General features: G+C 41.1%; 13 protein-coding genes. 3 read left to right on the forward strand and 10 right to left on the reverse strand.

The genetic code is table 11. The annotated features are described in order from the left end of the window. Positions 1-109: 109 nt before the first annotated feature. The gene (locus AC1RRY_RS02750) at positions 110-2,890 is read left to right on the forward strand and encodes an outer membrane beta-barrel family protein (RefSeq protein WP_492818193.1); all 2,781 of its coding nucleotides are present in this window, start codon (positions 110-112) and stop codon (positions 2,888-2,890) included. A 56-nt stretch (positions 2,891-2,946) separates the two neighbouring features. Here the strand turns inward: AC1RRY_RS02750 and AC1RRY_RS02755 are convergent, their stop codons facing one another. The 4 genes from AC1RRY_RS02755 to AC1RRY_RS02770 all read right to left on the reverse strand — a co-directional run bounded on the left by AC1RRY_RS02755 (position 2,947) and on the right by AC1RRY_RS02770 (position 5,748). Next, on the reverse strand, positions 2,947-3,177 hold the full coding sequence (locus tag AC1RRY_RS02755) for a VF530 family protein (RefSeq protein WP_492818191.1): 231 nt from the start codon (positions 3,175-3,177) through the stop codon (positions 2,947-2,949). After that, positions 3,174-4,418, reverse strand: a complete 1,245-nt coding sequence (locus AC1RRY_RS02760; RefSeq protein ID WP_492818189.1) for a DEAD/DEAH box helicase — start codon at positions 4,416-4,418, stop codon at positions 3,174-3,176. The genes AC1RRY_RS02755 and AC1RRY_RS02760 overlap by 4 nt, the downstream gene beginning before the upstream one ends. Then, positions 4,415-4,765, reverse strand: a complete 351-nt coding sequence (locus AC1RRY_RS02765) for an RNA recognition motif domain-containing protein (protein WP_492818187.1) — start codon at positions 4,763-4,765, stop codon at positions 4,415-4,417. The genes AC1RRY_RS02760 and AC1RRY_RS02765 overlap by 4 nt, the downstream gene beginning before the upstream one ends. A 239-nt stretch (positions 4,766-5,004) precedes the next feature. After that, positions 5,005-5,748, reverse strand: coding sequence for a GLPGLI family protein (locus tag AC1RRY_RS02770; RefSeq protein ID WP_492818185.1), 744 nt, complete (start codon positions 5,746-5,748; stop codon positions 5,005-5,007). A gap of 203 nt (positions 5,749-5,951) precedes the next feature. On the opposite strand from AC1RRY_RS02770, the gene AC1RRY_RS02775 reads away from it, so the two are divergent. Beyond that, positions 5,952-7,607: a sensor histidine kinase gene (locus tag AC1RRY_RS02775; RefSeq protein WP_492818183.1), complete on the forward strand. Its 1,656-nt coding sequence runs from the start codon at positions 5,952-5,954 to the stop codon at positions 7,605-7,607. A 12-nt stretch (positions 7,608-7,619) separates the two neighbouring features. After that, positions 7,620-8,309, forward strand: a complete 690-nt coding sequence (locus AC1RRY_RS02780; protein ID WP_492818181.1) for a response regulator transcription factor — start codon at positions 7,620-7,622, stop codon at positions 8,307-8,309. Here AC1RRY_RS02780 and AC1RRY_RS02785 read toward each other — a convergent pair. The 6 genes from AC1RRY_RS02785 to AC1RRY_RS02810 form a co-directional block, all read right to left on the reverse strand. After that, entirely contained in the window at positions 8,306-9,001 is a 696-nt protein-coding gene (locus tag AC1RRY_RS02785) for a response regulator transcription factor (protein WP_492818179.1), read from the reverse strand. The two genes, AC1RRY_RS02780 and AC1RRY_RS02785, sit on opposite strands and share 4 nt — an antisense overlap. Further along, positions 8,956-10,677 (reverse strand): sodium:solute symporter family protein, encoded by a 1,722-nt coding sequence (locus AC1RRY_RS02790; RefSeq protein ID WP_492818177.1) that lies wholly within the window; start codon positions 10,675-10,677, stop codon positions 8,956-8,958. The genes AC1RRY_RS02785 and AC1RRY_RS02790 overlap by 46 nt, the downstream gene beginning before the upstream one ends. After that, a complete protein-coding gene (locus AC1RRY_RS02795) occupies positions 10,674-10,823 on the reverse strand; it encodes a hypothetical protein (protein ID WP_492818175.1) in 150 nt (49 codons plus the stop codon). The genes AC1RRY_RS02790 and AC1RRY_RS02795 overlap by 4 nt, the downstream gene beginning before the upstream one ends. 26 nt (positions 10,824-10,849) lie before the next feature. Continuing rightward, positions 10,850-13,030, reverse strand: a complete 2,181-nt coding sequence (gene porW, locus AC1RRY_RS02800) for a type IX secretion system periplasmic lipoprotein PorW/SprE (protein WP_492818173.1) — start codon at positions 13,028-13,030, stop codon at positions 10,850-10,852. A 101-nt stretch (positions 13,031-13,131) separates the two neighbouring features. Beyond that, positions 13,132-13,890 (reverse strand): patatin-like phospholipase family protein, encoded by a 759-nt coding sequence (locus tag AC1RRY_RS02805; protein ID WP_492818171.1) that lies wholly within the window; start codon positions 13,888-13,890, stop codon positions 13,132-13,134. Between the two features lie 73 nt (positions 13,891-13,963). Then, positions 13,964-14,797 carry an MBL fold metallo-hydrolase gene (locus tag AC1RRY_RS02810; protein WP_492818169.1) on the reverse strand — a complete coding sequence of 278 codons (834 nt, stop codon included), beginning with the start codon at positions 14,795-14,797 and terminating at the stop codon, positions 13,964-13,966. Position 14,798 lies beyond the last annotated feature (1 nt).

Here is a 14,798-nt window from a genome sequence, read left to right on the forward strand (position 1 = left end):
CTTAATAAAAAACTTTCATTAACCTTAATTAACATTATTTCCATCTCTGTTAACCTATCTTCATACACGTGGTTTCTACTTTTGTTCCAGTATAAATTTTTAACCACTTATGAGAAAGCTTTTTATCCTTCTTCTTTTTTCACTACCGGGCGTTGCGCAAAAAATAACGATTAAAGGTATGGTAACCGATTCGGCGTCGGTGCCTTTGCAATATGCTACCGTATTATTGTTAAGCCCTAAAGACTCGTCGCTGATAAACTTCGCAAGGACCAACGATAAGGGCCTTTTTGAACTTAAGAATCTGAATTCAACCGACTATTTGTTCAAGATTACTTATGTGGGGCATAAAACCTTTTATAAACCGATAGTTCCCGGCGAAGCCACAGGGATAGACCTGGGCACCATCAAACTGGAACCCATCAGCAGAGAATTAGCTGAAGTAACCATTAAAGGTGAGAAAGCGCCTGTCAGTATTAAAGGAGATACGATTGAATTCAATGCCGATTCTTTCAAAGTAAAGCCCAATTCTGTAGTAGAAGATTTACTCAAAAAACTACCGGGTGTAGAAGTAGAAAAAGACGGAACCGTGAAAGCTCAGGGCGAAACCGTAAGACGTATAACAGTTGACGGCAAAGAGTTTTTTGGCAGAGATCCTAAAATGGCTACTAAAAACCTACCTGCCGATGCCATTGATAAAGTGCAGGTGTATGACAAACGTTCTGACCAGTCAGACTTTACGGGTATTGATGACGGACAAAGGCAAAAGAACATCAACCTGAAACTGAAAGAGGATCGTAAGAAAGGAGCATTTGGTAATATTACTGCCGGTGGTGGTCTGGATGAACGCTATGCAGGCAGGCTGAGTGTAAACAGATTCAACAAAGACAAGCAATTGTCGGCCCTGGCGATGGGCAATAATGTGAATCAACAGGGTTTTTCAATTGACGACTATATGAATTTCTCGGGTGATCTGATGCGCATGATGGGAGGAAGAGGTGGTGGGCAGTTCCGCCTGGAACTGAATGGTGGCGATGAAGGGGGCTTGCCGCTGAACTTCGGGAACCGCCAGAATGGATTTGTAAGAAACTGGGCCGGGGGCTTAAACTTTAATGACCCTGTAACCAAGAAAACTGAGCTGAATGGTAGTTATATGTTCAATAACATTAACCAGATAATTGACAGGATTGTGAATCGCCAGAATTTTTTACCTAATGGGGATAGCTACACTTCGTTGCAGAAAAATTCTCAGAACACACTTAATGATAATCATCGGTTGAACTTTACGCTTGATCAGAAGATTGATTCGATGAACTCACTGAAATGGTCATCTTATATTAATTATAACCGCACCAAAGCCAATACTTATAGTGCCAGCCAATCACTCAACAGTGCTAATGTTTTAGAGAACGAAGGGAACCGCAACTATGGTGGCGGTAGTGAAGGATTGAGTGTGAGCAGCAATTTATTGCTACGCCACAAGTTCAACAAAAAGGGCAGGACTCTCTCGGCAAACCTTAACTTTCAGGTTAACAACTCTGATAGCGACGGAGACCTCGCAGCCCTGAATAAATATTATACCGACGGTAATCTTACCCGCACTGAGAACATCAGACAGAACAGCGTGCGGAAATCAGACCGTACCAATTATGGATTAGTAGCTGCTTATACCGAACCACTGGGCAAAAAGAAATACCTGGAGGTAAACTATGCCCTGCAAAAGAACGATTACCTGTCTGATGCATTGGTGAATGATATCAAAGATGGGATCCCCGTTTATAATAACCAGTTGAGTAATAAATTTGAGAGCAGTTTTATCTATAACCGTCTCGGTACCAACTTCAGATTAGTTGAGAAAAAGTACAATTTCTCTACAGGTCTTAGTTTCCAGCATGCTAATCTGAGAGGAAAACTGTTATTGCTTGATGACGATATTTCGCGGAATTTCCAGAATGTATTGCCGAATATGCATTTCAGCTATGATTTTCAGCAAAGCCAGCGTCTTAGATTCGATTACGAAACAAATCTGCAGGAACCAAGTGTAACCCAACTCGCACCGATTACAGATAACCGTGACCCACTGAATATTTATGTGGGTAATCCGAACCTTAAGCCTGAATATTCGCATCGTGTGGGTCTGAACTATATGTCGTTCAATCAGCTGAGTTTTACCAATTTCTTTGTGGCAGCTAATCTGGTTTATACCACTAATAAAATCAATAATGCACAAGAAATCAGTCCATCGTTTGTGCAAACCTCGCAGCCTGTCAATGTAGATGATGATTACTTGCTGACAGGTAATATTAACTACGGGTTCCGTATCAGACCAATTAAACTGAGAGTTGATTTAAGCGAACGAGTAATGTTGAACAGAGGCATAAACTATATTAATCAACAAGAAAACCGTACCAAAGGTATGCAGTTGAATACTACCTTAAGATTGAGTTATCAACAGGATAAATTTGATATGTCGGCCGAGGCCCGGGTAGGATATAACCAGACGCATTATTCGGTTAACAGACAAATGAACCAGGATTATTTCAATAACGTGTTTTCAACCGACATGAACTGGACCATCACAAAAAATCTGATTTTTAGTACTGATTTTGACTATAACGTTTATTCAGGACTTACAGGTGGCTACAATCAGAAGATTCCGCTGTGGGCTATGTCGGTATCAACTTTTTTTCTTAAAAACAGAAGGGGAGAGTTGAAGTTGTCAGTAAATGACCTGTTGAACCGCAACACCGGTATAAGCCGTACGGCTCAATTGAACTTTGTACAGGATGAACGCATCACAACATTGGGCAGATACTTCTTGCTAAGCTTCACTTATGCTTTAAAAGGAATTAATCCGGCACAGAGAGGAGGCGTGAGGATTATATCGAGATAAATATATGTTTGAAATATTTTTAGTTTGTTGGAAGAGGCAGCCCTGTTTTGGGTTGCCTATCTTTTTAGGTCATCAAGCATTCTGAGATACAGATCTTCGACTTTTTTTCTGGCCCAGGGTGTTTTTCTCAGAAAAGTGAGGCTCGATTTAATGCTGGGATTACTCATGAAGCAATTAACACGTACATGATACGCCATCTGATCCCAACCGTAGTATTCTACCAGTTCGTTCAGTATCATTTCAAGGGTTTTGCCATGTAGCGGATTATTGGGCTGTTCCTGTGTCATTTCTTGCCTTTGCTTTTCTTTCGTTTCATTTCTTCAAATTGTTCAGCTTCTTTCAGCAAGGCCTTTAAGTCAGAGCTGCTTGTGTCTTTTGAGAAATCTATGGTAGCCTCGTAATCAAGTTTATCTATTTCCATCACTTGTATCGGTTTGTTCAGGAAAGCTTCAATTTCGTTGAGCACGGGTTTTTCTTCAGTGCTGCAAAACGAGATAGCATTGCCTTTTTGTGTACCACGGCCGGTTCGTCCTACGCGGTGTACATAATTCTCAGGCACATCGGGCAGGTCGTAATTCACTACATAATCAACGTTGGCTATGTCAATGCCTCTGGCACTTACATCTGTAGCAATCAGTAATTTGGTTTCACCGGTTCTGAACTGCCCCAGCACTTTCAGGCGGTCTTGTTGTTCTTTGTCTCCATGCAGGGTTTCTGCCTTTATGCCCACCCGTTCCATGGCTGCATTTACACGCTCTGCTCTTACCTTGGTACGCACAAATACCAGAATTTTGCTTTCCGGATACTCATTGACTAAGCGTTCGAGAAAGAAACGCTTGTCGTCCATTTCAACATATATTACGGCATGTTGAATGTTCTTCGCAACCTTATCGTTGGGCGAAATCTGTATTCTGATGGCATTATGTACCAGCGAATAGGCTAGTTTCTTAATGGTCTCGTTGATAGTAGCCGAGAAGAACAGGGTTTGCCGCTTACGAGGCAGAAACCTGATTAAATCCTGAATATCTTTAATAAAGCCCATGTCGAGCATGTGGTCGGCCTCGTCTAATATCAGAATCTCTACATGATTCAATTTCAGGTGTCCCTGGCTCACGAGGTCGAACATACGGCCCGGAGTTGCTACCAATATATCTATACCTTTTTCCAGTTTCAGAATCTGAGGGTCTTGTTCAACTCCTCCAAAGAGCGAAAACGTTTTCACTTTAGTACCCTGACCGATTTTCTGAAAAACTTCCGTAATCTGAATAGCCAGCTCACGGGTGGGCACCATCACAATACAGCGGATGGCATCAGCCCTCGAACTCTTCTTGGTATCGTTTATCAGGTGCAATACCGGAATCGCAAAGGCAGCAGTTTTACCCGTACCTGTCTGGGCAATAGCCAGTACATCTTCTCCCTTTAAAATGGGAGTAATAGATTTATACTGAATATCCGTCGGTTTTTTAAACCCCAGTTTGTCCAGATTCTGCTTTATCTCCGGTGCTATGCGGTATTCTTCAAATTTCATTTTTTGTTGCGTTTATCATAGCCTTTACCAATGCCTCTGAACGACTGGTTAGTAGTTGCTTTACCCAAATGATTTATCTTGAAGTTTTTGACGGGTTTGGGAGGTTCTTTCTTGGCCGATACGCTCACTTCAAGCTCACGACCCATCAGCTCTGTACCATTCAATTCATGAATAGCATTTCTTACGGCATCTTCGTCTGGCATATCTACAAAGCCAAAGCCTTTATTCTGGCGTGTAACTTTGTCTTTAACGATTTTGACTGATGTCACTTCGCCATATTTCTCAAATAAGGCTCTCAATTCTTTCTCTTTCAGTTTGAAAGGAATACTCCCCACGAAAATATCCATTGTCTGGTCATTATGATTGAGGCGTAAAATTACGAATTTTAAACTGAAAAGCAGAAACCGGACAGGAAAGGAGTGAAGAATAGTAAAAAACAAACGAATAGAGGGTGCAGATGAGTCTTATCTGCACCCTCTATTCGTTATTCTGCCCAAAAATCAGGGCTCGTTTGATTTTACAAAAAGTAATAGCTGATTCAAGCGTAAAGAGGAAAGATGGCTTGTGCTTCTCTCCCGTTATTTTATCAGTTACTTCTGATAATAAATCTATTACCAGATGCACCCGGCTGCATACCCATTTCTTTCATGTAATCGTCACGGATTTTCTTAAACTCTTTGTTAGTTACTTTTTTACCACCGGTTGGTGTCTTAATCTCGTTAGTCAGTTTTTTTAATTCTACTTTCTTGGCAGTAATAATGGTGTTACCCTCATTAAGGTTCACCTCCAGAATAGTGCCGGGCAATCCGTAAAAGCTTTGTGGGCCTGCTGGGCTTATTAAAGCTTCAGTATACCACGCCACTACTTCCTGCTTAACTTCTTCATTATAGAATGATGCCTTTTTGCAAGTGTAGTCTAGCACCTTTTTGGTTTCATCATGAAACTTCCACGGGTTGGTTTTCAGAGAATCTTCCACTCTGAATTTCTTGCCGGCAAAATCGGTAAGGGTAATAAACTGAGACGCTTCAAAGTCGCGATACAAGTCTAACTGCGGACGGGTGAAACGCATCTGTACATTGGCACCACCTACAGAGTTGTTGACTTCTTCCGTATCTTCATCAATATTGGTATAGAATGACCTGGTAGGGGTAAAATACAAGCGGTTTTTGCTGGTTCTGAATTCCGGAATCATTCCTTTCATGGCTTCCTGATCTTTGCCCAGGGTTTTATGAAGATTCACCTTGAATTCATAATCAATAATACCTTCCTGTAGTTGAGCCATTGCTAACTGGCTGATAAACAGTGCAATAAATAAAAATACCTTTTTCATATGATTGGTTTTGAAATGTTTTCAACAAAAGTAGATTTCATAAGGCTCTATAAAGGTTAATCTTTATTGAAATAATGTTAATTAAGGTTAATAAATAATCGTGAAACCAAAAATGTAGTTTAATTTTGATTGCACATCATGGAGTAGACAACAGGCTCTGGTAATTTGCGGTGGCAGTAATAGCTTTAGTAATTGATAAGACATTGAACACAAGGATAAAAAATAGAACGCAATTTATACTGATATGTGTGAGCCTGGCAGTGCTGACGCTGTTTAATGCTTTTTGGCTTCGGCAGAATTACAATGAGCAGAAGCGGAATCTGCAGAAAGACATTACAAATAGTTTTGAAAAGACCGTATCGGTCATGCAGGATTCTCTTATTAAACGTCAGGTTGACTCTTCCCTGAAATTGAATGCGAATAAAGAACTGGTAGCGGCTAAAAGAAAAACTACCAGCAAAAAGCCTTCAAAAAATACGACTGATTCTGCCGTTAAAGTAGTAAGTAGCGTTTTTATGAGCAAAAAAATGGAGCCCGGAGAAATACCCATCGGAGCAAATAAACGTAACGTACTTCAGGTTTATTCGAGCGGAAAAATGGGTGCTTTTGACTCTCTCGGCAAGGAAATGCTGACAAAGATGATACACTCTATCCAAATGGACTCAAATAGAAAGAGTATTAGAATACAATTTAAGTCTGATTCCTCCAACAGAAATGAAGTACACAGCAAACCTGCCGGCGAGCGGATGATACTTTTGTCTGACCTGAAATTTGATACGATCATTAAACCCAGTAGAAAATTAATTAACCGGGTATTTTTAAATTCGTCATTCAAAAAGAAAGGTAAACCGCAGAATGTTGTTATAAATTTCATGATAGATACACTTAAAACTACTGAAATTGACGAGAAATACAGAGCCAGATTATTGAAGCAACAGATAAATTTGCCATTCAGTATTTCGAGAGTAAAGAAGACTGAAGCCGATACCACTCTTGAAATAAGAGCTGCAGTACCTTTTGGCAACATGGTCTATGAGGCTAGTTTTGCAGATGCCAATTGGTATCTTGTTAAGAAGATCGTCCCACAGATGTTTTTCTCGCTATTTCTGATAACCATCACTGGCCTTTCGTTCTGGCTTATTTACAGAAATCTGCAAAAGCAGAACCGCCTGACCGCCCTGAAAAACGATTTTGTGAGCAACATAACGCATGAGCTGAAGACCCCGATTGCTACTGTAAGCGTGGCCATTGAGGCGCTGAGTAATTTTAATGTATTGCAGAACCCGACACAAACAAAAGAGTATCTCGAAATCTCAAAAAATGAACTCAACAGACTTTCTATACTGGTTGATAAGGTTTTAAAAATGAGTGTCTTTGAGCAGAAAGAGTTGGTGTTGAATACAGATAGTGTCAATTTCAAGAGTTTGGTGGAAAGCGTACTGGCTACCATGAAACTCCAGTTTGAGAAATGCCGTGCACATGTAAGCTTCGATTTGCTGGGCAAACGCTTTGATATACTGGGTGATTCGATTCACTTGACAAACGTGGTGTATAACCTGCTCGAAAACGCCCTGAAATATAGTACCGAACCACAGATAAACGTAATCCTGCAAGCGAATGATGAGCACCTGAAACTGAGCATTGAAGACAACGGCATCGGAATTTCAGAAGAGTTTCTGCCTAAGATATTCGATAAATTTTTCAGAGTGCCTACCGGCAATGTGCATAACATTAAAGGCTATGGATTGGGGCTTAGCTATGTAAAAAATGTAATAGAACATCATAATGGCACCATTGAAGTAAGCAGCAGAGTAGGGGAGGGAAGTACTTTTATTATGACATTACCGCTACCGGCCTAATTAGTTTCAGCTATGACCACAAAGATATTGTATGTAGAAGACGAGCCCTTTCTGGGTAAAATTGTGAAAGAGAGCCTTGAAAGTAGGAATTTTGAGGTGAAAATGGTAGCAGACGGTAATCTGGTACTAAAAGCTTTTGAGCAATTCAAACCGGATATTTGTGTGCTCGATGTAATGCTGCCTAATAAAGACGGTTACACATTGGGCGCTGAAATCAGGGTGATTAAACCGACCATACCTATTATATTTCTGACAGCCAAGACCCAGACTGACGATGTACTGAAGGGCTTTCAGTCGGGTGGGAACGATTATATCCGTAAGCCATTCAGCATGGAAGAGCTGATTGTCAGAATCAATAACCTGCTATCGCTTTCTCTTACCAAGGGGATAACCCAACAGGGGAGCATCCCACTGGGAAAGTATGAGTTTTCGCCGCATAAATATGAGTTGAGATTTGATGGCAATTGCCGGAAACTCTCTTACAGAGAAACCGAGTTGTTGAAGATTTTCTCAGAAAACAGGAATTATACAGTAAACAGGAAAGAAATACTATTGAAGATCTGGGGTGATGATTCTTTTTTTAACTCAAGGAATCTCGATGTCTATATCACCAAACTGCGTGATTACCTGAAAGAAGACGAAGCCATCGAACTGATGACTATTAAAGGTGTGGGGTATCATTTCACTACACCTATGGCTTAATCTTCTTTCAATACATAGCCCATACCTGTTTTGGTATGTATTAGCTTAGGCTCAAAATCTTTATCAATTTTCTTGCGCAGAAAGTTAATATAAACTTCAATTACATTCAGACTTGTTTCGGCATTGTTACCGTCCCATATTTTTTCGGCAATTTCTGCTTTCGAAATCACTTTCCCTTTGTTACGTATCAGGTATTCAAGTAAAGAAAACTCTTTCGGGGTCAGTTCAATTTTGGTATTCTGGCGCAATGCTGTTTTGCTTTCCAGGTTTATTTCCAGATCAGCAATCCTGAGTAAGTTCGATGCATTGGTTTCACTTTCGGCATGGGCTCTTTTCAGAAATACATTCACACGTGCCAGTAATTCACGGTATTCGAAGGGCTTTACAATGTAATCGTCGGCACCTTTTTCAAAGCCCAATATCTTATCGTCGGTTTCACCCAGCGCTGTCAGCATAATAATAGGTATCTGGCTGTCTTTTTCGCGTATTCTGGCACAAACTTCATAGCCATTCATTACCGGTAGATTGACATCCAGAATAATGAGGTCAAATTTACCGCTTGAAGCCAGCCGAAGCCCTATCTGTCCGTCGAAGGCTACAGAAGTATCAAAATCTTTCTCGGCCAACCCTTTGCTGATATTTTCAGCTAAGCGTTGGTCGTCTTCGACGATGAGTATTCGCTTTTTTTCCATAAGTTTTGAATCATCCACGCTATGCCAATTACCAGAAAACAGCCAATGGGGTTAAACCAAAGGTAGGCAATCCATTCTTTTTTCAATATTAATTGAGGAATTCCGATTCCTAAAATAATACCCTGGCTTATTACTGCTGCCCAGAAAGTGGCTGTACCGCCAATATTTTTGAAATAGAATGCTACCAGAAAAACACCTAATATAATACCATAGAACAATGAACCCAATACATTGACAACCTCAATCATATTGCCCAGTTCGCTGGCATATTGTGCTACAAATATACAAAAAATACCCCATAAAACAGTTGAAACCTTAGATGCCTTCAATTCTGCTTTTTCTGTTGGTGGAGTTTTGGCATATTTCCGATAAACATCTATCACAGTAGTAGCCGCCAATGAGTTGTAGGCAGAAGCGATTGATCCCATAGACGCTGCAAAAATTACGGCAATCAGCAGGCCGATAAGGCCGTGCGGCAGGTAGTCTAAAACAAAACGCAGAAATACAAAGTCGCGGTCGTTAGTTGTGGCACCCGGATTATTTTGTTTGATTAAACCCACAACTCTCGATTTGATGCCTTTGCTGAGTGAGTCTGACTCTTTCAATGAGGCTTTGTAAACCATAAGTTGCTCATTTTCAGCATCACCTATATTACTTAATAATTGTTGTTTTTTCTGCGAAATGGCAACGTGTTCTTTTTCCAGTTCCTGCAACTGGGGCGCATATTGGCTACTGCGGAGCTTATCAACCTCTATCTTGTTGAAGAAAACAGGAGAGGTATTGAATTGATAAAATACAAAAACCAGTACACCTACCAGCAGAATAGAAAACTGCATAGGCACTTTTAACAGACCGTTCATTACAAGGCCCAATCGGCTTTGGCTGGTCGATTCTCCGGTAAGATAGCGCCCAACCTGCGACTGGTCGGTGCCGAAATAAGAAAGTTGCAGAAAAAAACCACCAATCAACCCCGACCACAGATTGTAGCGGTCTTTGGGGTTAAATTCAAACGAAACCATGTTCATGTGTCCGGCTTTGCCGGCAATCTTCAGGGCTTTTACAATACCGATATTCTCAGGTAGCATTTGTAATACTATTACTCCTGCCAAAAACATAGCCACAGTAATAACCAGCATTTGCTGCACGTGAGTATACGATATGGCTTTGGTACCTCCTACAACCGAGTAGGTCAACACCAGCCCACCCATGATGACATTGGTCCAGAAAATATCCCACCCAAAAATAGTAGACAGAATAATGGCAGGAGCATAAATAGAGATACCGGTTGAAAGACTACGTTGAATCAGAAACAGAAAAGCGGTGAAGATGCGTACCTTTCCATCAAACCGGTGTTCCAGATATTCATAGGCCGTGTAAACTTTTAATCGGTGAAAAATTGGAATGAAAGTGATACAAAGCACAATCATAGCCAGTGGTAGTCCGAAATAAAACTGCACGAAACGCATGCCGTCGTCGAAGCCCTGGCCTGTAGTTGAAAGGAATGTAATGGCGCTGGCTTGTGTAGCCATCACCGAAAGACCCACATGATACCAGGGTAAAGACTGATTGCCCAGCAGATAACCGTCAATATTTTTGTCTCGGTGGCTTTTGTAGATACCGTAAAGTATAATAAAAAGTAGCGTTACAGTTAAAAGAGTCCAGTCGAGGTTTGTCATGCAAAATAGATGGTAAAAAAGTAGAAAAGGATAATGATAACCAAAAGCACACCGGCAACCAGTATATATACGTTTTGCCAGGTTTTTAGAATAGGAGCATGCGTATCATCATCCTCGACAGAGGAATTATCGGGTTGTTGTTTCATCGTGTTATTTATAGGTTATAGATGTTTTATTTTTTATTCACTACAGCCATCAGTTCTTTGGCTTTTGGCATCAGATTACTGGCCGGGTATCCCTGAACAAATTCGTTCAGGGCTTGCTGATAGATTTCTTTCTGTCCGGCTTTTGCCAGAAGCAGAATTCTCAGCATGGCAAATTTGTCTTCTATGCTTGTGCCTGTATAAGTAATTAATCCATCCTCAGCCATTTTTAGAGCCGATAAGTAACTTTCGTTACTGTATAGATTAAATGCCTGAGAATATACCAGATTGGCTTTTGATTCCATGTCGCTGGTGATGGCCACGTTTCCTCTCAGTAATTGCCTTGCATAGGTAGAGGCCGGATACTTTTCTAATAATGCACTGCGATACAGATTTGTCTCCTGATTACCGGCACTCAGGCTGAGCAGGTATAATACTTCAGCTTCGTGCGCTGTACCCGGGAATTTTTCTAGAAGCGTGTTGAATGTAGCAATGGCATTTTCAGCTTCGTTGAACTGAAACTTGTATATTTTACCTAACTGGTAGTATGCCTCTTCCTGTTTAAGCTTAGAAACACTAAGTTTTTCAGGCGTTAAAGGAATAGCCACATACAATTCTTTTTTCTTCGCTTCCATTGCTCTGGCTGCGATTTCGGTTGCCTGTTGTTGGGTATTCTGAACAGCGGCATTAGTATTAGTAGCTGACGTACTATTGCCCGCTACACCGCGCTCGGTTCCAAAGCTGATTGAACCAGCTTCTTTATCACGTCTGCGCCAGTTGTCTTCCAGGGCTCTTTGTCCCCAGATTTGTTGGAAATCGGATTTATTACGGGCAATGGCAAGAGGATCATACAGCGCCCATCGTTTAAAAGTTTCGTCTTTGTCAGACAGTCTTTCTACAGAAGCATTGGCATTTTTACGAGCTGCCTGTTCAGCAAGTTCTTTGGCTTTTCTGGTTTCCTCTTCTTTTTGAAGAATTGCTTTCTCAAGTGCTTTATCCAATAATGCCGGGCTCATAGCTGCTAAACGCTGCAGACTGTCTTCCAGTACCAATACACGCTGATAGTTAACAAAATCGCTTAACGATTGCGCCCGTTTAGAAATACGTTCGTAATCTGGTATGTTTTTAGGTAAAATCGTAAGCGTGCTGTCATAATATGAACTGGCTATATCATATTTAAGCAATTTGTTATAATGCAGTTCAGCGAGTTCAAGATAGGTATAGGCATTCTGGGCATTGTTACCTTTCGAGTTTCTGATAGAAGCATTGTAATACTCAATGGCCTTTGGGTAATTCAGTTTCTCTGCCTCCAGATTACCCATCGTAAAATAGATTTTATCTTTCAGGTCGGTGTTTTTCCGATCTATCAGCATTTTTTTGAAATTCTCCTGCACCCCTGCGGTGCTTCCCCGGCGAGCCGTAGCTTCGTCGAGTAAGGCATTCATCCCTGCGTAGAACTCCATATCATAGTTCGGGCGATTTTTGTTTACAGCTACATAATGTGGTAGCGCTTTGGCTCTTTGACCTATCATGTCATACATCTGCCCGACGGCATAATGCACCCGTGCTGTTTTCTCTTCTTTGGCCATCAGTTTTAATGCTTCTTCTGCAATAGCGGCTGAGGTAGCCAATTCTCCTCTGTATTGGTGCAGATAAGCCTTGGTAAGATAAAAACTGATGGTATTGGCATTGGTCAGATCAAGATTTCTTATGGCATCAGCTACTTTCAATGCTGTTTCGTAGTCGTGCTGCTCAATGTATGATCGCATCAGCCAGATTAAGGCCGACTGGCGACCGGTTTCATCTTTGCTGGTAGAGTTTACATACTTGAAAACCTCAATAGCATTAATGAAATCGCCCTTCATTAAACGGGCTCTGCCTAACAGTACATAGGCTTCGGCCAGGTATTTTGAGTTAGAGTGTCTTTCGGCAATCAGAGAAGTTTTTTCTATTACCTCTTTCAGATTAGTGGCAACCGCCTGGCTCTTGACAGAGTCAATAGGTAAGAGAATCGGTATCAGTGCACTATAATTTTCTTCCCGGGTATTGAACAGCGCCTTTTCGGCCTCTTTCATGTTTTCGCGGGCTATAATCAATGAGTTAAAACGTGCATTCGTGTTATGCCAAGCCTTGCTGGTAGGCGAATGGCTGAACTGCGAACACCCGGTTGCAATACCCAACAACAATATAAATATAAACAGTTTTTGCACTTTACAAGATGATTTTAGGGCGATAGGCTTGAAACTGAATGCAATAATACCCTTTTTTAAACGATTTGCTGACGAAAAAATTATCTGATTGAATGCCAAAATCATAACACCTGAGAAAGTTTCCCTTCTAATTCCTGAAGTGCACATTCATAACCGATCGTATACATTTCTTTAGCTTTAGACATATTCAGGCCATCATATCTGTAGATTTCTGCCGGTTCAATGGCTACATCGCAGCGTTTCAGTTGCTCGCCCGAATTGTTTCTGATCGCCAGAAAAATGCTTTTCATCAGAATATCCTTTACTGAGTTAATAGGCATATTGCTGCTGACGGGCATCACATTTACACCTATTACAAAGTCGCAGGCCTCCTTCAACGGGCCTACTGGCAGGTTATCGGTTATACCTCCATCAATCAGGAGTCTTCCCTGAAACCGCATTGGTTCAAAAATACCGGGCAGACAGCAGGATGCCAGAATCGGTTTGATTAATTCTCCTTCATTGAAATAAACGGGCTCGCCACTTTCAATGTCTGTGGCACAAACCGTCAATGGAATTTTGAGGCTTTCAAAAGAATTTTCAGGGAGAAACCGTTTAAATAACTCTTCGGCTTTTTCCAATTTAAATAAACCAAAACGATTAAACGCAAATTTCAAATGACTGAATATCCCGATAGAAGCCACGGCTTCAAAAACATAGTCGGGAGTATTGCCGGCAGCAATAAGTGCTCCTACAATAGATCCGGCACTGGTACCGGTAATCATTGATGGTTTCAAGCCCATCTCATCAAGCGCTTTAATTACTCCCAAATGAGCAAAACCTCTGCTTCCTCCACCTGATAATGCTAATCCTATCTTCATAATATCATGCAGGTTTTAACCGGTAAACCCATTCAATACCTTTCTTAATTTCCGGTCTTTTCGTCAAAAATAGTTATAAATTGAACAAATCAGCCACTCTGTATCCTTTCTCTGTCAGATGAATGTACGCTGCGTCATGTATAGGGTCGTGGTCAAATATAACTGTCCAATTGTTATCAACTACCTGTTTTAGTAATTGTTCTTTTTCATTCATGGTTTCAAGAGGACGTATATCATAACCCATTACATAAGGAACATGTACATGCGCATGCGACGGAATAGTGTCTGCAATGAATAAATACGTCTTTTCGCCCTGTTTTATTTTAGGCATGATCATTTTTTCGGTATGCCCGTTGGCATAGAGCAACTCTATTGAATCACCGAAAGCTCCGGTCACTTTATCAGTAAAATGCAAAGCACCTGTTTGTTGCATTGGTAAGATATTTTCTTTCAGGAACGTGGCCTTTTCTCTGGGATTAGGATTAATGGCCGACTCCCAGTGGGCAGAGTGAGTCCAGTACCGGGCATTCGGGAACGTCAGTTCCAAGCGGTCTTTGCTGTTATTCCATTTTACACTGCCGCCGCAGTGGTCAAAATGTAAATGAGTGCTCAGCACATCAGTAATCTCATCAGGCGAATATCCTGCCTTTTTTATTGATTGTATCAAGTCGCCCTCTCCGTGTCTGAAATAATAAGATTGCCATTTCGCTTCCTGTTTATCACCCATACCGCTGTCAATCAGAATCAGTTGCCGGCCAGTATTTACGAGTAAGCAACGCATCTTCCAGCTACACAAATTGTTTTCATCTGCCGGTATCTGTTTGTTCCAGAGGGTCTTGGGTACTACTCCGAACATGGCGCCACCATCTAATTTGAAATGTCCTGCATCAATTACATGAATTTGCATA

It is taken from the genome of Emticicia sp. GW821-FHT11C11 (assembly GCF_058808615.1).